This window comes from Nonomuraea terrae, from assembly GCF_044465245.1.
GTDB classification, from domain to species: domain Bacteria; phylum Actinomycetota; class Actinomycetes; order Streptosporangiales; family Streptosporangiaceae; genus Nonomuraea; species Nonomuraea terrae.
The window spans coordinates 975,899-998,066 of sequence record NZ_JBITLL010000004.1 but is presented as its reverse complement, the minus strand read 5'-3'; the positions used below and the strand labels follow the sequence as shown (position 1 = coordinate 998,066).

The window sequence follows — 22,168 nt, the reverse complement described above, 5'->3', positions numbered from 1 at the left end:
GCTGATCGTCAATGCCGAACGATGCCTGCTAAACTAACAAGAAACTTTCTTAAAAGAAACGTCCGTTAGCCGATCGTGACGAGAAGGTGCGCTGATGAGTCGAGACCCGGGAACCCCCCGGCTGCTCCGCCGGCTGAACGATCGCGCGGCGCTGGAGCTGCTCCTCGGGGACGGCCCCCTCACCCGGGCCGAGCTCGGCGAACGGACCGGGCTGTCGAAGGTGACCGCAGGTCAGCTGCTCGCCCGCCTGGAGGAGCGGGGGCTGGTCGAGGTGGCCGGGGAGCGGGCGGGTGGCCGGGGCCCCCACGCCGCGCTCTACGCGGTCGTCCCCTCCAGCGCGTACGTCGCCGGGCTTGAGGTGCTGCCCGACAGCCTACGCGTCGGCGTGGCCGACATCACCGGCAGGACCGTGGTCGAGATCACCGTCAACCCCTCCGACGTGAGCGACCCCGTGGGCGCCGTGCACGACGCGGTACGGCGGGCCTGCGACACGGCGAACGTCAGCCTGTCACGCCTGCGCGCCTTCGTCATCGGCACCCGGGGCGTGGTCGATCCGGCGACCGGCGACGTGCGCTGGTCGTACGACCTGCCCTCCTGGCACGTCGGCGTGCTGGCCAGCCTGCGTGAGACCCTCGGCGTCCCCGTGACGATCGAGAACGACGTCAACCTGGTGGCCCTCGCCGAGCACGCGTACGGCGCCGCCGTCGGCTACGACGACTTCGCGGTGTTGTGGGCGGGCGTCGGCCAGGGCCTCGGCGTCATGCTGGGCGGCAGGCTGCACCGCGGCATCTCCGGCGGCGCGGGCGAGATCGGCTGGCTGCCCGTCCCCGGGGAGCCGCTGCCGACCGACGTGTCGGAGCCGCAGTCGGGCTCGTTCCAGCGCCTGGTGGGGCCCGCCGCGCTGCGGGGGCTGGCCGAGCGGCACAGCATGAGCGGCGACCACGTGCCCGACCTGGTGCGGGACGGCGACGAGGCGTACCTGGACGAGGTGGCGGCCCGGCTGGCCGTGGGTGCGGCGGCGGTGACCGTCGTGCTCGACCCCGGGCTCATCGTGCTCAGCGGCGACGTCGGCCGGGCCGGCGGCGAGCGGCTCGCCGCGAAGGTGCAACAGGCCGTGGCGCGGGTCTGCCCGAGCAGCCCTGCCGTGGTCACGACCAGGGTCGACGGCGACCCGGTGCTGCGCGGGGCCCTGGTGGCGGCGTTGGAGCAGGCCCGGGAGCAGGTCTTCTCCGACACTGTGTGAGAATTCTTGCCCATGTGGCAGTCCCCGAACGATGTCGTGCTCATCTCCGACCCCCGTGTGACCTCGATCCCGGTGCAGGAGTGCGGCGAACCCCTGGAGGACGTGCGCGGCCGGCTGCGCGTGGACACGCGGATGGCCGACGACGCCGGGGCGTACGCGCACCTGCGGGCCGGTCTGCTGCGCCGGCTGGAGCACGCCGAGAGCCTGCTGCCGAGCGGCTACCACCTGCTGATCGTCGAGGGCTACCGCCCGGTCGCCACCCAGCGGCGCATCTTCGAGGGGTACCGCGCCGAGCTGCGCGCGACCTTCGCCGAGATGTCGGAGGAGGAGTCGCACATCGCGGCCAGCCGCTACGTCTCCCCGGTCGAGGTCGCCCCGCACACCGCGGGCGCCGCGGTCGACCTGACGCTCTGCTCGCCCGACGGCGTCGAGTACGACATGGGCACCCAGGTCAACGACAACCCGGAGCAGAGCGGCGGCGCCTGCTACACCGCCGCCCCCGACATCTCCGACGACGCCCGCGCCCACCGCAAGCTCCTCGCCGCCGCCCTGGAGCCGGCCGGCCTGGTCAACTACCCGACCGAGTGGTGGCACTGGTCCTACGGCGACCGCTACTGGGCCATGGTCACGCGGACCGCGCACGCCGTCTACGGGCCCGTGGACCTCACCACCTGACCAGGTTCCCCCGCCGCGCCGCACGGGCACAAACCTCCGTACGAAGAGGACTCCCCTGCGAGGTGGGCATGGTTCCGCTCATCGGGATCGAGGAGGAATACCTCGTCGTCGATCCCCGCACTCGCCACGTGACACCACGGGCGGCCGACGTGCTGGCGGCGGCGACGGGCATGTTGGACGTGGTCCACGAGATCACCAGATTCCAGGTGGAGGCCCGTACACTGCCCTCCGCCGACCTCAGCGAGCTGGGCTCGCAGCTGCGTGACGTGCGCAAGGAGGTGTCGGGCGCGGCCCGGTCGTGCGGGCTGGCCGTCGTCGCCTGCGGCATGCCCGTCCTGGGCGACGTCATGCCGCCGCCGCTCACCGACGACGACCGCTACCTGCGGGGCCGGGTGCTCTACCGCGGGCTGCAGGACGAGCTCACGATCTGCGCGCTGCACGTGCACGTCGACGTGCCCGACCCCGAGCAGGCCGTCTACGTCGGCAACCATCTGCGGCCGTGGTTGCCGACGCTGATCGCCCTCGCCGCCAACTCGCCGTTCTTCGCCGGCCGCGACACCGGCTACGCGTCCTGGCGGGTGATGAGCTGGGGGCGCTGGCCCGTCTCCGGCGCGCCTCCGTACTTCCCGTCGTACGAGACCTACGAGCTGGCGTTACGGTCGCTGGCGGAGTCGGGCGTGCTGCTCGACCCCAAGAGCGTCTACTGGGACTCCCGCCCGTCGTCCAGCCTGCCGACGGTGGAGGTCAGGGTGGCCGACGTGCCGCTCGACGTGGCCGACAGCCTCACCCTGATCGGGCTCACCCGGGCTCTGGTGATGACGGCGCTGCGGGCCGTCGCGCGCGGTGACCGGGGGCTGCCCGTCCCGACGGAGGTGGTGCGCGCGGCCTACTGGCGGGCCGCCCGCGACGGCCTCCGGGGGGACAGCCTGGACCTGCGCGACGGGACGCTCGTGCCGGCCGCGGTGATGGCCGGCCGCCTCCTGGAGCACGTACGGCCGGCGCTGTCGGAGGCGGGCGACCTGACGTACATCCAGGAGGGGCTCGAGCGGCTGCTGCGCGAAGGGTCGGGTGCCGTACGCCAGCGCCGGGCCTACGCCAGGGACCACGACCTCGCCGAGGTGGTGGACGACCTCATCGAGGCCACCGTCGCCTGACGTTCAGCGCAGGGCGAGGGCGAACGCGACGGCGCCGCGCGGCACCTTCGGCATCAGAGAGGGCAGCGGCCGTCATCGGCCGACGGCGTAGCCCTGAGCGCCGCGTGGGTTGGCGGCGGCCTTGAGCAGGTCGCCGTCACGGGCCACCGCGCTGAGCCTGCCGAGTGACCACGAGTCCTGGATCTCGACCTCGTGCCCGCGCCGGCGCAGCTCCGCGACGACGCCCGCGTCCACGCGGTCCTCGACGTGCAGCACGCCGGGACGGGAGCCGCGCGGGTAGAACGAGCTGGGGAAGTGCTCGGTGTGGAACATGGGGGCGTCGATGGCCTCCTGCAGGTTCGTCTTGCCGTGGACGACCGCGAGGAAGAAGTTCACGCTCCACTGGTCCTGCTGGTCGCCGCCCGGTGTGCCGAACGCCAGCCACGGCCTGCCGTCCCTGAGCGCGAACGACGGCGACAGCGTGGTGCGCGGGCGCGCGCCGGGCCGCAGGGAGGCGGGCAGGCCCTCCTGCAGCCAGAACATCTGCGCCCGCGTGCCGAGGCAGAAGCCCAGCTGGGGGATCGTGGGGGAGCTCTGCAGCCAGCCGCCGCTGGGGGTGGCGGAGACCATGTTGCCGAAGCGGTCGACGACGTCGACGTGGCAGGTGTCGCCCTTGACCGTGCCGTCGGCGGAGATCACCTGCTCGCCGGTGTCCACCCGGCCCACGGTGGGCTCGCCGACGCCCTGCGGGGCGCGCGCGCCCGACAGACCGGGCGCGCCCGGGATCGTGCTCGGGTCGGGGTAGACGGGCAGCCGGGGCGTGCGCCCGCCGGGCGCGCCGGGACGCAGCTCCAGGCTGGCCTGGGCGCCGATCAGCCGCCGCCGCTCGGCGTTGTACTCCTGGCTCAGCAGGTCGGACAGGGGCACGTCGGTGTCGCCGTACCAGGCCTCGCGGTCGGCGAAGGCCAGCTTGGCGGCCTCCGTGACCGTGTGGATCCAGTCGGCGCCGAGGTGGCCCATCGCGTCGAGGTCGAAGCCCTCCAGCAGGGCGAGCTGCTGCAGGAACACCGGCCCCTGGCCCCACGGGCCCGTCTTGCACACGGTGTGGCCGCGGTAGTCGAAGGTCAGCGGCTCCTCGACCGACGGCCTCCAGGCCGCCAGGTCGTCGGCCGTGAGCAGGCCGCCGTGCACCTCGCCGGAGCTGTCACGCCAGGCCGTCTTGGCGCAGAACTCGGCGATCGCCTCGGCGACGAAGCCCTCGTACCATGCCTTCCTGGCGGCTTCCAGCTGGCCCTCGCGGGTGCTGGAGGCCGCCTCGGCCTCCGCGACCAGCCGCCGGTACGTGGCCGCCAGCACGGGGTTGGCCAGCCTCGTGCCCGCAGCCGGGACGTTCCCGCCGGGCAGCCAGGTGGCAGCGGAGGTCGTCCATTCGTCGGTGAACAGGCCCTTGACCGACTCGATCGTGGTGGAGACGCGCTCCAGCACCGGCACACCGTGCTCGGCGTAGTGGATCACAGGCGCCAGCACGTCGGCCAGCGACCAGGTGCCCCACCGCTCCAGCATGAGCATCCAGCCGCCGAACGCCCCCGGCACGGTCGCCGCCAGCAGCCCGGTGCCGGGGACGAGGTCGAGCCCCAGCTCGGTGAAGCGCTCGATGGAGGCCGCGGACGGGGCCACGCCCTGCCCCGACACGACCGACACCTTCTGCTCGGCCTCGCTCCACAGCAGGATCGGCACCTCGCCGCCGGGACCGTTCAGGTGCGGCTCGGCGACCTGCAGCACGAAGCCCGCGGCGACCGCCGCGTCGAAGGCGTTGCCGCCGCGCTCCAGCACGCCCATGCCGGTGGCCGAGGCCAGCCAGTGCGTGCTCGCGACCATGCCGAAGTCGCCCGACAGCTCGGGCCTGGTGGTGAACAAGTTCTCTCCTTCTATCGAGTCGCGGCCGCGTCGGGGACGCGGTCCGCCGTTACCAGGTGGCAGGCGGCCGGATGGCCGCTGCCACGTGGGTCTTGCAAGGCCGGCTCGACGGTACGGCACTCGTCGTACGCCAGCGGGCATCGGGTGTGGAAGCGGCACCCGGAGGGTGGGTCCACGGGGCTCGGCACGTCGCCGCCGAGCACGATGCGGCGCCGTTCGCGCTGCGTGACCGGGTCGGCCACGGGCGCGGCCGACAGCAGCGCCTGCGTGTACGGGTGCCGGGGCTGAGCGAAGATCTCCTTCGTCGGCCCCGACTCGACGAGCTTGCCGAGGTACATGACGGCGATCCGGTCGGCCAGGAACTCCACGACCGACAGGTCATGGGTGATGAACAGGCACGAGAACCCCATGTCCCGCTGCAGATCGGTGATCAGGTTGAGCACGGACGCCTGCACGGACACGTCCAGCGCCGACACCGGCTCGTCCGCCACGACGAGCTTGGGCTCCAGGATCAGCGCCCTGGCCAGACCCACCCGCTGCCGCTGCCCGCCGGACAACTCGTGCGGGAAACGCGAGCGCATCTCCGGACGCAGCCCGACCTTCTCCAGCATCTCGGCCACCCGCCGGGAGGTCTCGCGGCGGTCGGCGAGCTTGTGCCGCAGCAGCGGCTCACCGACGATCCGCTCGATCGTGAAGCGCGGGTTGAGCGAGGAGTAGGGGTCCTGGAAGACCATGTGGACGTCGCGGCGCAGCGGGCGCATGGCCCGGCGCGACAGGTGGGTGATGTCGCGGCCGTTCAGCTCGATCGTGCCGGCGGTCGGCTCGGTCAGGCGCAACACGCACTTGCCGACCGTGGACTTGCCGCTGCCCGACTCGCCGACCAGGCCGAGCACCTCGCCCTCGCCGATCTCCAGCGACAGGCCGTCCACGGCGCGTACGGGCCCGTAGTGCTTGACCAGGTTGTCGATGCGCAGGATCACGACTGACCTCCGGGGTGGAAGCAGGCCGCCAGGTGGTCCTCGCCCTGGCGGACGAGCGGCGGCCGGGACAGGCGGCAGTCCGTCTGGGCGCGCGGGCAGCGGTCGTGGAACGCGCACTCGTCCGGGTCGGACAGCGGCGAGGGCACCATGCCGGGGATCTCCGCCAGCCGCCCGTTCACGGCCGCGGACGGCAGCGCCTTCATCAGCCCCAGCGTGTACGGGTGCCGCGGGTGGGCGAACAGCTCGGTCACCGGGGCCTGCTCGACGGCGCGGCCGGCGTACATGACGACGGCACGGTCGGCGATGTCGGCCACCACGCCGAGGTCGTGCGTGATGAGGATGATCGCGGTGCCCAGCCGGTCGCGAAGGTCGCGGAAGACGTCCAGCACGCCCGCCTGGATCGTCACGTCGAGCGCCGTGGTGGGCTCGTCGGCGATGAGCACCCGCGGCTCGCAGGCCACCGCGATGGCGATCATCACGCGCTGGCGCATGCCGCCGGACAGCTGGTGCGGGTACTCCTTCATGCGGCGCTGGGGGGCCGGGATGCCCACCAGCTCCAGCAGCTCGACGGCCCGCTTGCCCGCCGCCTGCCGCGACAGGCCCTCGTGCCGGCGCAGCACCTCGGCGATCTGGTAGCCGACGGTGAACGACGGGTTCAGCGAGGTCATCGGCTCCTGGAAGACGACCGAGACGGACTTGCCGCGTACCCGCCGCATCTCGGCCTCGGGCAGCGTGGTCAGCTCGCGGCCGTCCAGCGTGACCGAGCCCGACAGGCGCGTGGTGTCGGGCGGCAGCAGCCGGGGCACCGACATCGCGGTGACCGACTTGCCGCAGCCCGACTCGCCGCACAGCGCCAGGATCTCGCCCTCGTCCAGGGTCAGCGAGATGTCCCTGACCGCCTGCACGAGGCCGTCCTCGGTGGCGAAGCCGACGCTCAGGTCGGTGATCTCCAGCAGGCTCATGGGCCGCTCCTCGGGTCCAGTACGTCACGCAGCCCGTCTCCGAGCAGGTTGAAGCCGAGCGTGGCCAGCGCGATCATCACACCGGGCCAGATGGCCAGCCAGGGCGCGTCACCGAGGTACTGCTGCGCGGTCGTCAGCATCACGCCCCACGACGGTGTCGGCGGCTGCACGCCGAGGCCCAGGAACGACAGCGTCGCCTCGCCGATGATCGCCGCCGGGATCGCGACCGTGGCCTGCACGATGAGGGGGCTCGCGCAGTTGGGGAGCACGTACCGGAAGATGATGTGACCGTCGCCGGCGCCGTCGGCGACCGCGGCGGCCACGTAGTCCATCTCCCTGATCGCGAGCACCTCGCCGCGGGTGATCCGGATGACGGCGGGCAGCTGCGAGAAGCCGAGCGCCAGCACCACGCCCCTGAGCGAGGGCCCGAGGATCGCCGCCAGACCCACCGCGAACACCAGGAACGGGAACGCCAGCGTCACGTCCACCAGGCGCATCACGATCGGGTCCAGCCAGCGCCGGTAGAACCCGGCGACCAGCCCGACGGGGATGCCGACCGCCATGGCCAGGGCCGTGGACAGCACGCCTGCCTGGAGCGAGACCTGCGCGCCGTGCGCGATGCGGGCGAAGGCGTCACGGCCGAGGTCGTCGGTGCCCATCGGGTGGGCGGCGGACGGGGGAGCGAGCGTGGCGAGGTAGTCCTGCGCCGCCGGGTCGCCGGTGACCAGCGGTCCGATCAGCGCCAGCAGGATGAACCCGATGACCAGCACGAGCCCGGTCATCGGCATCGGGCGCCGCCGGAAGCGCCGCCACATCCTGGCGCGCCGCAGCGGCGGGGCCATCGTGTCAGTCATGGCGCGCCCCCGAGAGCCTGATCCGTGGGTTGAGGAAGGCGTAGGCGATGTCGACCAGCAGGTTGACCAGCACGTATCCGATCACCGTGACCAGCACGACCGCCTGGATGACCGGGTAGTTCCTGGTCAGCACCGCGTCCACGGTCAGCTTGCCGAAGCCCGGGATGACGAAGATCTGCTCGGTCACCACGGCGCCGCTGATCAGCGCGCCGAGCTGCAGTCCGAGCACGGTCACCACGGTCGTCAGGCTGTTGCGCAGCGCGTGCGCGCCGACGACCTTGGCCTCCGACAGGCCCTTGGACCGGGCGGTGCGGACGTAGTCGGCCGACAGCGCGCCCAGCATGGCCGAGCGGGTCTGCCGCATGAGGATGGCCGCGAAGCCGGTGCCGAGCACGAGGGCGGGCAGGATCATGCGCTGCAGGTTCTGCGCCGGATCCTCGGAGAACGGGACGTACCCGGAGGCGGGCAGCACCCGCCAGGTGACCGCGAACAGCAGGATGCCGAGCAGGCCCAGCCAGAAGTGCGGCACCGAGAGCCCGGCCAGGCCGAAGCCGGTGGCCACGTAGTCGGCGGCCTTGCCGCGGCGGATCGCCGCCACGATGCCCGCGCCCACGCCGATGACGATGGCGACGAGCATGGCCAGGGCCGACAACTCCAGCGTCACCGGGAGCCGCTCGGCGATGATGTCGATCACCGGCAGCTGGTCCTGGGTGGAGCGGCCGAAGTTGCCGGTGACGGTCTGCGTGACGTAGTCGAGGTACTGGGCGGGCAGCGGCTTGTCCAGGCCGAACTCCTGCCGGATGGCGGCCACCACGGCGGGCGACGCCTCGTCGCCCGCCATGACGGTGGCCGGGTCGCCCGGCAGCGCCCTGATCCCCAGGAAGATCAGGATGCTGGCCAGGAACAGCACGATGACCGCCGACCCGCAACGCCGAAGGATGAACCAGAGCATTACGCGGTGAATCCGGCGGTCACGAAGCGCGGCAGGCCGTCCTTGAAGTACTGGACGCCGGCCACGTTCTTGCTCATGCCCAGGTAGTACTTGTTGTGGTACAGGTACACGACGCTGCGCAGCTCCTGGATCCTGCGCATGGCGGAGCCGTACAGCTCGGCGCGCTCGGCGACGTCCGTCTCGGCGGCGGCCTGCTTGATCGGGTCGTCCACCCCCGGGTCGGACATGCCGCCGTAGTTGTTGCTGCCGCCGGTGGTGACGATGTTCGTCAGGTTGCCGTCCGGGTCGACGCGGCCCGACCAGCCGAGCAGCATGACGTCGAACTTGCCCGCCCGGCCCGCTTCCAGCGTGGTGACGAACTCGGCCGTCTGCACGCTCACCTCGAAGCCGGCCTCCTTGGTCATCTGCTGGATGACCTGCGCCAGGCGGACGTTGGTGGCGTCGTTCGGGGAGGTCAGGGTGACCTTGATCGGCGTCGGGACCCCCGAGGCCTGGACGAGCTGCTTGGCCTTGGCCAGGTCACGCTTGGGGCACTGCAGGTCCTTCGGCCGGTACGGGCTGTCCAGCGGCACCGGGAAGCAGTCCGCCTCGTGCAGGCCGTTGTAGACGGTCTTGTTGATCACGTCACGGTCGAGCGCCAGCTCGAACGCCTCACGCAGCTCCGGGCTCTTGCCCAGCGGCGTGTCGACCTCGCCCGGCTTCTCGGTGGAGCCGCTGACGTTGCCGATGTTGATCTGCATGCCGTAGTAGCCGAGGCCGCCGCCCGAGACGACGCTCAGGTTGGGGTCGTCCTGGACGCCCTTGACGGTGTTCGTGGCGAGCTGGTCGGCCACCTGCACGTCGCCGGACTTCAGGTTCGCGGCCCGGACGTTCGGGTCGACGATGATTTTGTATACGAGCTTGTCGAGCTTGACCTTGGCGGCGTCGTAGTAGTCGGCCGACTTCTCCAGCGCGATCTGGTTGCCCGACGTACGGCTGGCGAACTTGAACGGCCCCACGCACACCGGGTTCGCGCCGAAGTTGTCGCCTTCGGCGTCCAGGGCCTTGGGCGACATGATCATGCCGGCGCGGTCGGCGAGCTGTGCGGTGAGCGGCGTGAACGCCTGCGTCAGGGTGAGCCGCACCGTCGACGGGTCGACGACCGTGACCTCCGTGACGGCGGCGAGGTCGGCCTGGCGCGCCGACTTCTCCCACGTGCGGTGCCGGTCGAGCGACTTCTTGACCGCCTCGGCGTCGAAGGGCGTGCCGTCGTTGAACTTCAGCCCCTCACGCAGCTTGATCGTCACCTCCTTGCCGTCGTCGGACAGCTCGGGCATGGAGGCGGCCAGCTGGGGGATGAGCGTCGAGGACGCGTCGATGTCATAGAGCTTCTCGCACATGTTCGCGAACACCTCGCGGCCCACCAGCGTGGTGGAGCTGCTCGGGTCGAGTGCGTCGGGGTCCGCGTTGAGTGCGATGTTGAGTGTTCCGCCGGCCTTGACCGGCCGGTTGTCGGCCGAGGCGTCGGCTATGGAGGGTGGGGCCGAGGGCGTGGTGCTCGAACTTCCTCCGCCGCACGCCGCCAGGGCGAGGGGAAGTGTGGCGAGAACCGCGACGAGCCTGGGGGACGGTCTCATGTGGCCTCCATTGAAGGGTTTAGGAGACTGTATACAAGACCTGACATTTCACTGGTGTTTCATTGCCCTATGTTGTTATCTGAGCGTTTTCGAATCGTTCGGGTGTTTCGCTAGTCGTTCCGGCGTGTCGCCGTGCGGCCGGTCTCGGCGAGGAACGACCGCCGGGCCGCGGCGACGTGCGCGACCGCCCGCGCCTGCGCGTCGTCCTCGTCGCCCGCGGCGATGGCCTCGTACAGGCTGAGGTGCTCGGTCCAGGAGTGGGGGGCGCGCGCGGCGGCGGTCCTGCTGAAGATCCACTGCGCGCGCTGCACCATCGGCTTCATCATGAGCGTCAGGTACGAGTTGCCCGCCGCCTCCCCGATGCCCAGATGGAACGCGGTGTTGAGGGCGGCGACCTGCTCCAGCCGCCCATCGGCCACCGCCTCTCCGGCCTGTTCCAGCACCGTGCGCAGCCGCTCGGCCGAGGCGGCGCTGCGCTTGCGGGCGGCCAGCCGCGCGGCCAGGCCCTCGACCGCCATGCGCACGTCGAACAGTTCGTCGGCCTCCTCCTGGGACAGTAGGGCGACCGTGGCGCCGAGCCGGGGGACGACCTGGACGAACCCCTCCGCGGCCAGCACGCGGATGGACTCGCGTACGGGGTTGCGTGAGACGCCGAGCGAGGCGGCCAGCCTGTCCTCCACCAGGCGCTCGCCCTGGCGCAGCTCGCCGGTGAGGATGCGGTGGCGGAGCTCCGCGGTGACCTCGTCGCGCAAGGTCTGATGCGCTGCGCCCAGCGTGATACCACTCATAAGGGGATTAAATCGTATACAAGGGACAGGCGCGGCCGGGTCAGGTCCGCGCGGCCGGGTGCCAGTCGGCGTCCGTCACCTCGCGTGAGACCTCCCACAGCCGGTCGAACTCGGCGCCGAAATGGCGGCACCACGCGTGGTCCCGGCGCGGGCTGAGCGTGAAGGCCGGGTCGTTGCCCGGTGAGCGGTGAGTGCCCAGCTCCACATAGACGATGCCGTCGTCGTCGCCCGGGTCCAGCATCAGCAGCCCGAACGCGGGCACGAGCGGCAGCAGCCGCACCTCCAGCCCGTCGTGGGCACGCAGGTCGCGCAGCACGTACAGGGTGGAGCGCACACGACTCTCGAAGACGTCGGGCTGGTCGGGGACCGTGCTCCGGCGCGCCGCCTCCTCCGGTGCCGCGCCCACCGGGTCGATCATCAGCACCTTGACCGACGCGCCCCGCTCCAGGGCCTGGCGCAGGTCGTCGGCGTACCGGCGGACCGTCCGGCTCAGCGTCACGCCCGCGAAACGGATGTCGTCGGCGCGGCCCACCCGCCCGCTCAGGCTCTCGCGGTCCTTGCTGAGGAAGTCGCCGCCGGCCAGGCTCCTTTCGAGCTGGCGGCTCAGCTCGGCGACCCGCGACTCCAGGTCGGCCACCTGGTGGCGCGGGCCGAGCGCGTTCACCGCCACGAGCGCAAGCGTGGCGAGGGTCGCGGCCCCCACGACCTTCGGGTTCACGGCGTCGAACACGCCCAGCACGCCGACCGCCAGCGCGATCAGAGCCGTCACGTAGATCTCGAGGTTCTTGCCGGTGGCGAGATCCTGGCGTAAGCGCTTCAAGGGGCCCATGTGATCTTCTTATCAGGCCTCCTGGGCTTTTTGGGCGGCCTGTTTCTTCGCCTGGTGCCAGAGCCGGAAGCCGGTGACGTACATGGCCAGGCCGACGAGCATCATCACGACGGCCGTGGGCCAGCGCAGCCCCGGCGGCATGTACGTGGCCAGGAACCACGAGTGCCGGAGCTGTCCTTCGGCCGTCATCACCATCGCGACGACGCCCTGCGGGATCAGCGGGATCGCGCCGAGCGTGACGCAGACCATCACGACGGCCTCACGCGGCTTCGACATCTTCGGCATCGCGAACGCGGAGGTGCCGCTGCCCGGACGCCGGCCCGTACGCATCAGCTGCAGCAGCTCCGGCCCCTTCGTCGTCAGCCGCCGCTCCGCCAGCAGGCCGAACCACCAGTACCACAGCACGCCGGTCACCACCCCGACCGGCACGCCCCACCAGCCGAACAGCACCGCCGCCGTCATGGCCGGCGCCGCCGCGCACGCCACCAGGAGCAGCATGAGGTACGCCATCCCGGTCTGCGTGCCGTCGTCCTCGCTGGTGCGCAGCGGGTTGCCGCCCCGGTTGCGCGGGTCGATGCCGGGCACGAGGCCGTACACCGACATCAGCAGCACCAAGCCGGCGCCCCCGCCGAGCAGCGCGGGCGTCACCGCCAGGATCACCGGCCAGGGTCCACCGGTGATCATCGTGAACGCCACCGTGACCACCACCCCGACCGGCCCGACCGACACCAGCCACGCCAGCTGCCGCCCCCGCGCGTCGGACGCGCCGGGCGTCATCAGCGTGAGCCAGTGAGCGGTGCCGTCGGTGCCGTAGGAGTTCGCCGTCATGGCCGCCGCCATCGCGATGAACACCGGCCCGGCCAGCGGCAGCATGTCGGGGATGCCCACGACGAGCGGAGTGGCCGCGAAGAACACCCCGTAGGCCAGCGCGAACGTGAGCAGGTGGTTGCGCACCAGATCGCGGGTCCACGTACGCAGCTCCTTGGCGACCACCGCCTGCCGCGCCGTGGCCGGCCGCATCGGCCTGCGCCCCCGCGTCGAGGGCCGGTCCCTGCCGGTACGCCGGGCCAGCAGCGCCGCCCACGCCGCCAGCAGCAGCCCGACCAGCACGGCCATCGCGGCCAGCGCCACATAGTCGCCCTGGACCGCGAGCAGCCCCCACCCTGACGGCAGATAACGCACGAACTCGGGGATCTGCCCGCCCTGACCAAAAGCCACGGCGAAGACCCAGCTCTGCCCGAGGAAGGCCAGGATCACCCCGTTGATCACCCCGGCGCCGATCGCCCCGACCCGGGACCCGAGCGCCACGCCGAGCAGCCCCACCGTCACCTTCGACAGCAGCACGAACACCGCCAGCTGCAACACCATCGCGGGCAGCGCCACGAGAGCCCCCACGACGCCCTCCCGCGCCCCGGCCACGACCAGCCCGCCCAGCGCGACCAGACTGACGACCGGCGCCACCCCCACGAAGGCCGACGCCAGCAGCCCGGCCGCGAGGCGGTGCTGCCGCAGCCCGAGCGGTGCGAAGAACTCCGGGCGCAGCGTCTCGTCGCCGCCCGAGAAGACCGGGCCGATGATCCAGCCGAGCATCCACACGGCGTACGCGGCGGCGAGCCAGTCGCCGCCCAGGAAGGCCAGATAGATCGTGCCGGCCGCGAGCAGGGCGCCGAGCACGCCCGCCGAGCTCATCGTGGCGCCCTGCGGGCCCTTGATCGCGTGGCGCAGGATCGCCACCTTCATCTGGACCAGCGTCATCGCTACAGCCACGACAGCCCCTTCGTGGTCGTGGTGGCCGCGCCCACCAGCTCCACGAACCGGTCCTCCAGCGTCGCCGCGCCGCGTACCTCGTCCAGCGTGCCCGCGGCAGCCACCCGGCCCTTGTCGATCACGCCCACGTGGTCGCACAGCTGCTCCACCAGCGCCATCACGTGGCTGGACAACACGATCGAGCCGCCCCCCGCGACGAACTCGCGCAGAATCCCCTTGATCGTCGCCGCCGACACCGGGTCGACCGCCTCGAACGGCTCGTCCAGCACCAGCAGCCGGGGCGCGTGCAGCAGCGCCGTGGCCAGGCCGATCTTCTTACGCATGCCGGTCGAGTACTCGATCACCAGCGTCTTCTCCGCGCCGTCGAGCTCCAGCACCGACAACAGCTCTCCGGCCCGCTCGGCCACCACGTCCTTGCTCAGCCCGCGCAACAGCCCGAGGTAGGTCAGCATCTCGCGCCCGGTCAGCCGCTCCGGCAGCGCCATCCCGTCGGGCAGCACGCCGACCAGCTGCTTGGCCTTCGCTGGATCGGCCCACACGTCGGCGCCGAAGATGCTCGCCGTGCCCGCGTCTGGCCGCAGCAGCCCCACCGCCATGGACAGCGTGGTCGTCTTGCCCGCGCCGTTCTGCCCGACCAGGCCGTAGAAGGAGCCTTGCGGCACGGTGAGGTGGACGTGGTCGACGGCGACATTGTCCCCGTAGGTCTTCGCCAAGCCCTTGATATCTAACGCCGCTGTCATGGCCTATCTCCTGGTCGCGAGGGTCAAAGTGGTGACCAGCTCGCGAGCGAGCAGGTCGAAGTCCCAATCGGGGTGGGGGATGAGGTGCCCGGCCACGGCGTCGATCACTCCACGGAGCGCCACGGCCATGGTGTGCCTGTCGAAGTCGCGGAACTCGCCCGTTCGCTGGCCCCACTCCAGCACCTTCTCCAGGTCGCGGACCGCGATCTCGGCCTGCCGGTCGTACGGCCCCGGCCCGCCGCTCTCGCGAGGGGCGTGGGTGATGATCTCCATGAGCGCCAGCAGGGGCTTGCGGTGCTGCCGCATGAAGTCGAGATTGGCCTCGACGTACGCCCTGAGTCCCTCGGTCGCGGTGGGCTGGGCGAGGATGCGCGGCACCATCATGTCGGTGGCCATCCTGGCCACGTCGCTGACGACCGCGTCGATGAGCGGCGCCTTTCCCCCGAAGTGGTACGAGATCGCCCCAGGGCTGATCTTCGCCTGCTTGGCGATCCTGGCCATGGTGGCCTGCGCGTACCCTTCGTCGGCGAGAACGTCGATGGCGCACCCGATGATCTGCGCCCGCCGGGCTTCTTCGACGAACGTCCGAGTTTCTGACGCCACGTTCAGAACCTTAAACGTTCATTCAACTCCGCGGTAACCCCTTACTTTCCGCGCATCGCGGAGCCTTTCGGGCTGCCTGCCGTGATTGCCGCCCCGGATAATGACCGCAATCGACCCGCTTCGTGAGGCGCTCATGGAACGCATGCTCATCCGCCTGGCCCTTCATACGATCAGGTTCGCCGGAGCCGCCACGGCGGCCTGGGGCATCGCGTATACGGTCAATGCCGCCACCCGGGCCGGTGGGTACGTCACCATCCGCGTCACGTCCACGCTGGAAGCCGTCTCCCGTTCGCCGCTGAGCGGTGTGAACCTCCCCGCCGGCGTCGTCCTCAACGACCGAGACCTGCCCCTGGACGTAGCGGACTCCACGGTCGCCGAACAAGTGCTCTCACGGGGAGACGTCTTACTGAGCGGCCTGTGTGCCGGCGTCGCCGCCCTCCTGCTGATCGCCCTCCTGAACTCCCTCACGCAAGGACGCCCTTTCGCAAGGCGAAATCCCGCCCGGATCGCCTGGCTCGCCGCTCTTGCGCTCGTCGGAGGCCTCAGCCCCTTGCTGCCGGGCGCCGCCGCAGCGACCGTACTCGACCGCGTCGGCCTCACCGGGCCCTTCCTCCCGTCACCCACCTTGTCATGGCCGCCGCTCGCCGCCGCCGCGCTCCTCTTCGCGATGGCCCTGGCGTTCCGCGCTGGAGCGAAGACTCTCGCTACGGCAGGGCCAGCATCCCCAACGGACTCACAAAACAGCTCCTAGCAACGCCGGCGCGCCACTGCCTCGCCAGATGGCGGCGCGCCACTGCCACCGCCAGATAGCGGCGCGCCTGCTGCCACGGCGGATGGCGGCGCTTGGGAACTGCGGCCGCCGTGAGCTCGCGCGTACCGGGCATGCCACTCGCTCACCTCGGCGGCCTGGTTCGCCCACCCATCGGTTCGCTCTCACTGAGTTCAACGGTGGTGCTTGCCGGCTTCCTGGCTGTGCTGGTCGGCTTCGCGGTGGCTGTCGTTGACCTCAACGGTCGTGCTTGTCGGCTTCCTGTTCGCGGTGGCCCTGGCGTTCCGCGCTGGAGCGAAGACTCTCGCTACGGCAGGGCCAGCATCCCCGACGGACTCACAAAACAGCTCCTAGCAACGCCGGCGCGCCACCTGCCACGCCAGATAGCGGCACGCCTGCTGCCATGGCGGATGGCGGCGCTTGAGAACTGCGGGCGCCGTGAGCTCGCGCGTACCGGGCATGTCACTCGCTCACCTCGGCGGTCTGGTTCGCCCACCCATCGGTTCGCTCTCGCTGACTTCAACGGTTGTGCTTGTCGGCTTCCTGGCTGTGCTGGTTGGCTTCGCGGTGGCTCTCGTGACTTGAACGGTTGTGCTTGTCGGCTTGCTGGCTGTGCTCGTCCACTTCACGGTCGCTCTCGCTGACCTCAATGACCGCGTTGGCTGTGCTGGTCCGGTTCAGGTTCGCTCTCGCTGACCTCAATGGCTGCGTTCGCCAACCTCAACGGTCCTATTAGCTGCTCCATCTCCACGATGAACAGGGCGGCTGCGACAGTCGCCGCGAGGCGGGGGCCGCGTCCGGCGACAGGCGCAGGTCATGCCTCCCCCCGATGCCTGTCCTGGACCGGCTTGTCTGCTCTCACCCTGCCTGGGCTCACTCATCTCCTCTCGCTCGGTGTGACCGGCTTGTTTGCTCTCGGCGGTCTGGATCGGCTTATCCGGGTTCACCCGGCTTGACTGGGCTTGTCTGCTCTCACACTGGGCACGCTTTGCGCCCTCGCCTGTGCCCGGGGGATCAGGCGCGCAGTCGAAGGCCACGGGGGGTGGGGTGGAAGCCGGCCGCCTCCAAGGCAGCCGCCAGCGGGGAGTCGACGATCGGCGCGCCGTCGGCCCGCTCCACCGTCAGCTTGCCGAGGGCCCCGTCGCGTACGGCCAGGGCGAGCGCGTCCACGGCCGGCTGCAGCCGCTCGCCGTCGGTGAACGACAGCAGCGTCTTGCCGCCGCGCTCCACGTAGAGCACCAGGTGACCGTCCACGAGCACGACCAGCGAACCGGCCTTCCGCCCTGGCTTGTGCCCGACGTCGCCGGGATGCTGCGGCCAGGGCAGCGCCGCCCCGTACGGGCTGGCCGGGTCGGCCGCCGCCAACACCACGGCCCGCTGCCCCCCATCACTCAGGCCGCGGTTGGCCCCTCCACCCCCAGACCACGCGCCACGCCTCGTACCAGGTCCTTCAGCAGCGGGCCCGCCCTCGCCCGGTGGGGTGCGGAAGTCGGCCGGCAGGCCCTCCGGCTGGGTGGTGGGGGCGACGCTCGGGGCCATGGCGCGCATCCGGTCGACCGCTCCCGGCAGCGCGAACTGCGCACCCCCGAGCCCCTCCACGAAGTAACCCCGGCGGCACCGCCCGCTCTCCTCGTACACCCGCAGAACTTGGTAAATGGGCGTGAACCCACCAGGCAGTCGTTCTGAGGTCACCGCCCCTCGGGTCACCACGCCGTGCCGTTCGAGCAGGACCTCAGCCTGGGCGTGAGCCCGCTGGGTGGCGTCGGCGGCCGGCCCGGGCAGCAGCCACCACCGTCCCGCCACGGTCGGCGGCCCGCTCCGGCTCGGCAGCACCGCCCGGCGCCGCCGCGTCACAGGCGGCCGGTGCGCGGGCCGCCCGGTGCCGAGCGTCGCCCGCAGCGGCGCCAGCGTGTCGCCCGACACCCGGCCGGCCCACACCAGGTCCCACAGCGCGGACACCAGTGTCGCGTCGTCGAGCGAGCCGAGTTGGTCGGAGATCCCCCGGAAGAACAGCGCGCCGCCTCCGACCAGCAGCTCCAGCACGCGTTCGTGCACCGGCGTCATCGTGATCTCGGCCGGCTCCGGCATCAGCAGCGGCGCGGTGTCGGCGAAGTAGAGCGACACCCAGCCGTCGCCGCCGGGCAACGACCCCTGCCCCATCCACATGACGTCGCCCGACGAGGTCAGCTCGTCGAGCAGCGCGGGATGGTAGCCGGGCACCCGCGAGGGCAGCACCAGCGTCTCCAGCGCCGAGGCGGGCACCGCGGCCCCCTGGAGCTGCTCGATGGAGCGGACCAGCGCGTCCATGGCCCGCGCCGATCCGATCGTGCCCCGCGCCGGGGAGCCCCCGTCGGAGCCGGTGACGCCATGCCAGGCGGACAGGAAGCGGGCGAGCGTCTCAGGGGCGACCGGCTCGACCTCCTTGCGGAGCCGGGCCAGTGACCGGCGGCGCAACATCCGCAGCACACCCGAGTCGCACCACTCCTCGCCCCGCCCGCCGGGCCGGAACTCACCGCTGACGACCCGCCCGCTCGCGGCCAGCCGCCGCAGCGCGTCGGTCACCACGGCCACGCCCAGCCCGAACCGCACGGCGGCCGTCGCGGCGTGGAACGGCCCTCGGGTTCGGGCGTGCCGCGCCACGAGGTCGGCCAGCGGATCGGCCACCGGCTCCAGGAACGCGTGCGGCACCCCCACGGGCGGCGGCACGCCGAGCGCGTCGCGCATGCGGGCGGTGTCTTCGATCGCCGCCCACTGCTCCTCGCCGGCGATGCGCACCCGGATCGCCCGCCGCGCCCGCTCCAGCTCCTCCAGCCAGGCCGGATCGCCGCCGCGTACGCTCACGTCGGGCGCCAGCAGCGGCCCGTGGGAACGCAGCAGGTCGGCGAGGTCTTCCGGGTCACGCAGCGGCCGGTCGAGCCGGGCCAGCTCACGCTCGCTGTCGGAGATCACGTCGGGGTCGAGCAGCTCGCGCAGGTCTGCCTGGCCGAGCAGCTCGGCCAGCAGCGAGGTGTCGAGCGCCAGGGCCTGCGCACGGCGTTCGGCCAGCGGGGCGTCGCCTTCGTACATGAACGCGCCCACGTAGTGGAACAGCAGGGAGGCCGCGAACGGCGAGGCCTGCGAGGTCTCCACCTCCACCACCCGCACCCGGCGCGCGGCGACGTCGCGCATGAGCTGCACCAGCCCGGGGACGTCGAAGACGTCCTGGAGGCACTCCCGCATCGTCTCCAGCACGATCGGGAACGACGCGTACTGAGAGGCGACGCCGAGCAGGTGGGCGGCCCGCTGCCGCTGCTGCCACAGCGGGCTGCGCCGGCCGGGCGTGCGGCGCGGCAACAGCAGCGCCCGCCCGGCGCACTCGCGGAACCGGGAGGCGAACATGGCCGACCCGCCCAGCTCCTCGGTGACGATCTGCTCGATCTCCTCGGCGTCGAACGCCGCCACGTCGGTGGGCGGCTCTGCCAGCGTGTCGGGGATGCGCAGCACGATGCCGTCGTCGGAATGGACGGCCTGCACGTCGATGCCGTAACGCTCGCGCAGCCGCCGGTTGATCGCGAGGGCCCATGGGGCGTGCACCCGCGCGCCGTAGGGGGAGTGGATCACCACGCGCCAGTCGCCCAGCTCGTCGTGGAAGCGCTCCACCAGCAGTGTGCGGTCGTCGGGGACGTAGCCGGTGGCCTCGCGCTGCTCACGCAGGTAGGCCAGCAGGTTGGCGGCGGCGAACTCGTCGAGACCGGCCGCCTGCATGCGTTCGGTGGAGCCGTGCTTGGCCTGCTCGCGCAGGAACTGCCCGATCGCCCGGCCCAGCTCGGCCGGCCGGCCCTGCGCGTCGCCGTGCCAGAACGGCAGCTTGCCCGGCTGCCCCGGCGCGGGGGAGACCAGCACCCGGTCGGCCGTGATGTCCTCGATCCGCCAGGAGGTCGCGCCCAGCACGAACACGTCGCCCACGCGCGACTCGTAGACCATCTCCTCGTCGAGCTCACCCACCCGGGAGGCCCGCTCACCGACCAGGAACACTCCGAACAGGCCCCGGTCGGGGATCGTGCCGCCGTTGGTGACCGCCAGCCGCTGCGCGCCCGGCCGCCCCCGCAGGGTGCCGGTGACGCGGTCCCACACGATGCGCGGGCGCAGCTCGGTGAACTCCTCGCTCGGGTAGCGCCCGGCCAGCATGTCGAGGGTGGCCTCCAGCGCGCTCCTCGGCAGCGTGGCGTAGGAGGCGGCGCGCTTGATCACGGACTCCAGCTCGTCGACCGTCCACTCGTCGAGCGCCGTCATCGCGACGATCTGCTGGGCGAGCACGTCGAGCGGATTACGCGGATAGCGCAGCTCCTCGATCATGCCGCTCTTCATCCGCTCGGCCACCACGGCCGTCTGCACCAGGTCTCCCCGGTATTTCGGGAAGATGACCCCCTTCGACACCGCGCCCACCTGGTGGCCGGCCCGGCCGATGCGCTGCAGCCCGCTCGCCACGCTCGGCGGCGCCTCCACACACGCGACCAGGTCGACCGCCCCCATGTCGATGCCCAGCTCCAGGCTGGAGGTGGCGACCACGGCGGGCAGGCGGCCCGACTTGAGCGCCTCCTCGATCTGCGCCCGCTCCTCCTTGGACACCGAGCCGTGGTGGGCCCGGACGATCTCCGTCACCGTGCCCTTGCTCGCCCCGGCCTGGGCCATCATGTCGGCGGGCGTGCGTTTGGGCCCCGTCTCCCAGATCGACAGGTCGACGGCCTCGCCGCCCTGACCCCTGTCGTACGCCAGCTCGTTGAGGCGGGTGCACAGCCGCTCGGCCAGCCGCCGCGAGTTGGCGAAGACGATCGTGGAGCTGTGGGCCTCGATCAGGTCGAACAGGCGATCTTCGACATGGGGCCAGATCGACCGGTTGGCGGGATCGGGCGCGAACTCCCCGCCCTCCTGCCGCGGCCGGGCCTCCATCTCCGTCATGTCCTCGACCGGGACGACGACCTCGACCTCGATCTGCTTGTCGGACGGCGGCTGCACCACGGTGGCCGGCCGCGCCCCGCCCAGGAACGCCGCCACCTCGCTCACCGGCCGCACGGTCGCCGACAGCCCCACCCGCTGCGCCGGCCGGTCGAGCAGCGCGTCGAGCCGCTCCAGGCTGAGGGCCAGGTGGGCGCCGCGCTTGGTGGCCGCGACCGCGTGCACCTCGTCGACGATCACCGTCTCGACCGTGCGCAACGCCTCGCGCGCCTGGCTGGTGAGCAGCAGGAACAGTGACTCGGGAGTGGTGATGAGGATGTCGGACGGCTTGGCCGCGAACCGCCTGCGGTCCTGCGCGGGCGTGTCTCCCGAGCGGATCGCCACCGAGATCTCCGGCACCGGCAGCCCCAGCCGCCGCGCCGTCTGCTTCAGACCGGCGAGCGGCGCGCGCAGGTTGCGCTCGACGTCGACCGCCAGCGCCTTGAGCGGCGAGACGTAGAGCACGCGCGTGCCCTTGCGCTCGGTGTCGGGGGTCGCGCCCGCCAGCCGGTCGAGCGACCACAGGAACGCCGCCAGCGTCTTGCCCGACCCCGTCGGCGCCACGACCAGGGTGTTGTCGCCGCGCGCGATCGACTCCCAGGCGCCCTCCTGGGCGGCCGTGGGTGCGCGGAACGCTCCGGCGAACCATTGCGTGGTCACCTGGCTGAAGTGGTCTAGCGAGCTCACCAGGCCATACTGCCTCGCGCCACCGACAGAAAACGCCGGCCCGTGGTTGAGCAGGGGCCTTCGCGGACATACAGCGACCGTGACCATCGACCACGCGGCCATCGACGCCCGCCGTACCGAAATCAGACAGCGCTATCTCTTACCGCACCGGCCTTCGAGCAGCGCCCGCGGCCTCCACCACGTGGCCCTGCTCTCCTCGGACGTGGAGCGGACCGTCAAGTTCTATCAGGAGCTCCTGGAGTTCCCGCTCACCGAGATCATCGAGAACCGCGACCACCAGGGTTCGAGCCACTTCTTCTTCGACATCGGCAACGGCAACCTGCTGGCGTTCTTCGACTTCCCCGGCCTCGACCTGGGCCCGTACCGCGAGGTGCTGGGCGGTCTGCACCACATCGCGATCTCGGTCGACCCCGCGACGTGGGAACGGCTGCGCGGGAAGCTGGAGATGGCCGGCGTGCCGCACCAGATAGAGAGCGGCGCCTCCATTTACTTCAAGGACCCCGACGGCGCCCGGCTGGAGCTGCTCGCCGACCATCTCGGTGAGATGTACGGCGCGCGGGTGCTGTGATCTAACGCCGCGACGGCCTGCGCGTGCGCGGCCTGCCCGCACGGGGTTGCCGCCTGATGCCCGCGTGCCGCTCGGCACGCTCGGCCTTCTCCTTCTGTACGGCGAGACGCA

17 protein-coding genes are annotated in these 22,168 nt (G+C 71.6%); 5 read left to right on the top strand and 12 right to left on the bottom strand.

Annotated features, from left to right (window positions below):
• Positions 1-94: 94 nt before the first annotated feature.
• From ACIBP6_RS22875 to ACIBP6_RS22865, 3 genes are all read left to right on the top strand, one after another.
• Positions 95-1,243: an ROK family transcriptional regulator gene (locus tag ACIBP6_RS22875; protein ID WP_397055090.1), complete on the top strand. Its 1,149-nt coding sequence runs from the start codon at positions 95-97 to the stop codon at positions 1,241-1,243.
• 12 nt (positions 1,244-1,255) lie between these two features.
• Positions 1,256-1,918, top strand: a complete 663-nt coding sequence (locus ACIBP6_RS22870; RefSeq protein ID WP_397055088.1) for a M15 family metallopeptidase — start codon at positions 1,256-1,258, stop codon at positions 1,916-1,918.
• A 68-nt stretch (positions 1,919-1,986) separates the two neighbouring features.
• Positions 1,987-3,072: a carboxylate-amine ligase gene (locus ACIBP6_RS22865; RefSeq protein ID WP_132616297.1), complete on the top strand. Its 1,086-nt coding sequence runs from the start codon at positions 1,987-1,989 to the stop codon at positions 3,070-3,072.
• A gap of 72 nt (positions 3,073-3,144) precedes the next feature.
• On the opposite strand, the gene ACIBP6_RS22860 is transcribed toward ACIBP6_RS22865, so the two are convergent.
• From ACIBP6_RS22860 to ACIBP6_RS22810, 11 genes are all read right to left on the bottom strand, one after another.
• Positions 3,145-4,929 carry a gamma-glutamyltransferase family protein gene (locus ACIBP6_RS22860; protein ID WP_397055385.1) on the bottom strand — a complete coding sequence of 595 codons (1,785 nt, stop codon included), beginning with the start codon at positions 4,927-4,929 and terminating at the stop codon, positions 3,145-3,147.
• Between the two features lie 50 nt (positions 4,930-4,979).
• Positions 4,980-5,948: an ABC transporter ATP-binding protein gene (locus ACIBP6_RS22855; protein WP_397055086.1), complete on the bottom strand. Its 969-nt coding sequence runs from the start codon at positions 5,946-5,948 to the stop codon at positions 4,980-4,982.
• Positions 5,945-6,910, bottom strand: coding sequence for an ABC transporter ATP-binding protein (locus tag ACIBP6_RS22850; protein ID WP_397055084.1), 966 nt, complete (start codon positions 6,908-6,910; stop codon positions 5,945-5,947). Before ACIBP6_RS22850 ends, ACIBP6_RS22855 begins: the two co-directional genes overlap by 4 nt.
• Positions 6,907-7,764, bottom strand: a complete 858-nt coding sequence (locus ACIBP6_RS22845; RefSeq protein ID WP_397055082.1) for an ABC transporter permease — start codon at positions 7,762-7,764, stop codon at positions 6,907-6,909. Before ACIBP6_RS22845 ends, ACIBP6_RS22850 begins: the two co-directional genes overlap by 4 nt.
• Positions 7,757-8,716 (bottom strand): ABC transporter permease, encoded by a 960-nt coding sequence (locus tag ACIBP6_RS22840; protein WP_132616301.1) that lies wholly within the window; start codon positions 8,714-8,716, stop codon positions 7,757-7,759. The genes ACIBP6_RS22845 and ACIBP6_RS22840 overlap by 8 nt, the downstream gene beginning before the upstream one ends.
• On the bottom strand, positions 8,716-10,332 hold the full coding sequence (locus ACIBP6_RS22835) for an ABC transporter substrate-binding protein (RefSeq protein WP_397055080.1): 1,617 nt from the start codon (positions 10,330-10,332) through the stop codon (positions 8,716-8,718). The genes ACIBP6_RS22840 and ACIBP6_RS22835 overlap by 1 nt, the downstream gene beginning before the upstream one ends.
• Before the next feature lie 110 nt (positions 10,333-10,442).
• Positions 10,443-11,120: a GntR family transcriptional regulator gene (locus tag ACIBP6_RS22830; protein ID WP_397055078.1), complete on the bottom strand. Its 678-nt coding sequence runs from the start codon at positions 11,118-11,120 to the stop codon at positions 10,443-10,445.
• Positions 11,121-11,160: 40 nt separating this feature from the next.
• Complete coding sequence (locus ACIBP6_RS22825) at positions 11,161-11,949, bottom strand: hypothetical protein (RefSeq protein ID WP_397055077.1); 789 nt, start codon at positions 11,947-11,949, stop codon at positions 11,161-11,163.
• 12 nt (positions 11,950-11,961) lie between these two features.
• On the bottom strand, positions 11,962-13,716 hold the full coding sequence (locus ACIBP6_RS22820) for a hypothetical protein (protein ID WP_397055075.1): 1,755 nt from the start codon (positions 13,714-13,716) through the stop codon (positions 11,962-11,964).
• Entirely contained in the window at positions 13,707-14,456 is a 750-nt protein-coding gene (locus ACIBP6_RS22815; protein ID WP_397055073.1) for an ABC transporter ATP-binding protein, read from the bottom strand. Before ACIBP6_RS22815 ends, ACIBP6_RS22820 begins: the two co-directional genes overlap by 10 nt.
• A gap of 3 nt (positions 14,457-14,459) precedes the next feature.
• Positions 14,460-15,059: a TetR/AcrR family transcriptional regulator gene (locus ACIBP6_RS22810; protein ID WP_397055071.1), complete on the bottom strand. Its 600-nt coding sequence runs from the start codon at positions 15,057-15,059 to the stop codon at positions 14,460-14,462.
• A 133-nt stretch (positions 15,060-15,192) separates the two neighbouring features.
• On the opposite strand from ACIBP6_RS22810, the gene ACIBP6_RS22805 reads away from it, so the two are divergent.
• A complete protein-coding gene (locus ACIBP6_RS22805) occupies positions 15,193-15,810 on the top strand; it encodes a hypothetical protein (protein ID WP_397055069.1) in 618 nt (205 codons plus the stop codon).
• A gap of 1,032 nt (positions 15,811-16,842) precedes the next feature.
• Here the strand turns inward: ACIBP6_RS22805 and ACIBP6_RS22800 are convergent.
• Entirely contained in the window at positions 16,843-21,492 is a 4,650-nt protein-coding gene (locus ACIBP6_RS22800; protein ID WP_449594943.1) for an ATP-dependent helicase, read from the bottom strand.
• Positions 21,493-21,568: 76 nt separating this feature from the next.
• Between ACIBP6_RS22800 and ACIBP6_RS22795 the strand changes: the two genes are divergently transcribed.
• Positions 21,569-22,057, top strand: a complete 489-nt coding sequence (locus tag ACIBP6_RS22795) for a VOC family protein (RefSeq protein ID WP_397055065.1) — start codon at positions 21,569-21,571, stop codon at positions 22,055-22,057.
• Positions 22,058-22,168 lie beyond the last annotated feature (111 nt).

Coding starts and splice junctions, on each gene's coding strand:
- ACIBP6_RS22875 (WP_397055090.1), top strand. CDS start 95: ATGAGTCGAGACCCGGGAACCCCCCGGCTGCTCCGCCGGCTGAACGAT.
- ACIBP6_RS22870 (WP_397055088.1), top strand. CDS start 1,256: ATGTGGCAGTCCCCGAACGATGTCGTGCTCATCTCCGACCCCCGTGTG.
- ACIBP6_RS22865 (WP_132616297.1), top strand. CDS start 1,987: ATGGTTCCGCTCATCGGGATCGAGGAGGAATACCTCGTCGTCGATCCC.
- ACIBP6_RS22860 (WP_397055385.1), bottom strand. CDS start 4,929: ATGGTCGCGAGCACGCACTGGCTGGCCTCGGCCACCGGCATGGGCGTG.
- ACIBP6_RS22850 (WP_397055084.1), bottom strand. CDS start 6,910: ATGAGCCTGCTGGAGATCACCGACCTGAGCGTCGGCTTCGCCACCGAG.
- ACIBP6_RS22845 (WP_397055082.1), bottom strand. CDS start 7,764: ATGACTGACACGATGGCCCCGCCGCTGCGGCGCGCCAGGATGTGGCGG.
- ACIBP6_RS22840 (WP_132616301.1), bottom strand. CDS start 8,716: ATGCTCTGGTTCATCCTTCGGCGTTGCGGGTCGGCGGTCATCGTGCTG.
- ACIBP6_RS22835 (WP_397055080.1), bottom strand. CDS start 10,332: ATGAGACCGTCCCCCAGGCTCGTCGCGGTTCTCGCCACACTTCCCCTC.
- ACIBP6_RS22830 (WP_397055078.1), bottom strand. CDS start 11,120: ATGAGTGGTATCACGCTGGGCGCAGCGCATCAGACCTTGCGCGACGAG.
- ACIBP6_RS22825 (WP_397055077.1), bottom strand. CDS start 11,949: ATGGGCCCCTTGAAGCGCTTACGCCAGGATCTCGCCACCGGCAAGAAC.
- ACIBP6_RS22815 (WP_397055073.1), bottom strand. CDS start 14,456: ATGACAGCGGCGTTAGATATCAAGGGCTTGGCGAAGACCTACGGGGAC.
- ACIBP6_RS22805 (WP_397055069.1), top strand. CDS start 15,193: ATGGAACGCATGCTCATCCGCCTGGCCCTTCATACGATCAGGTTCGCC.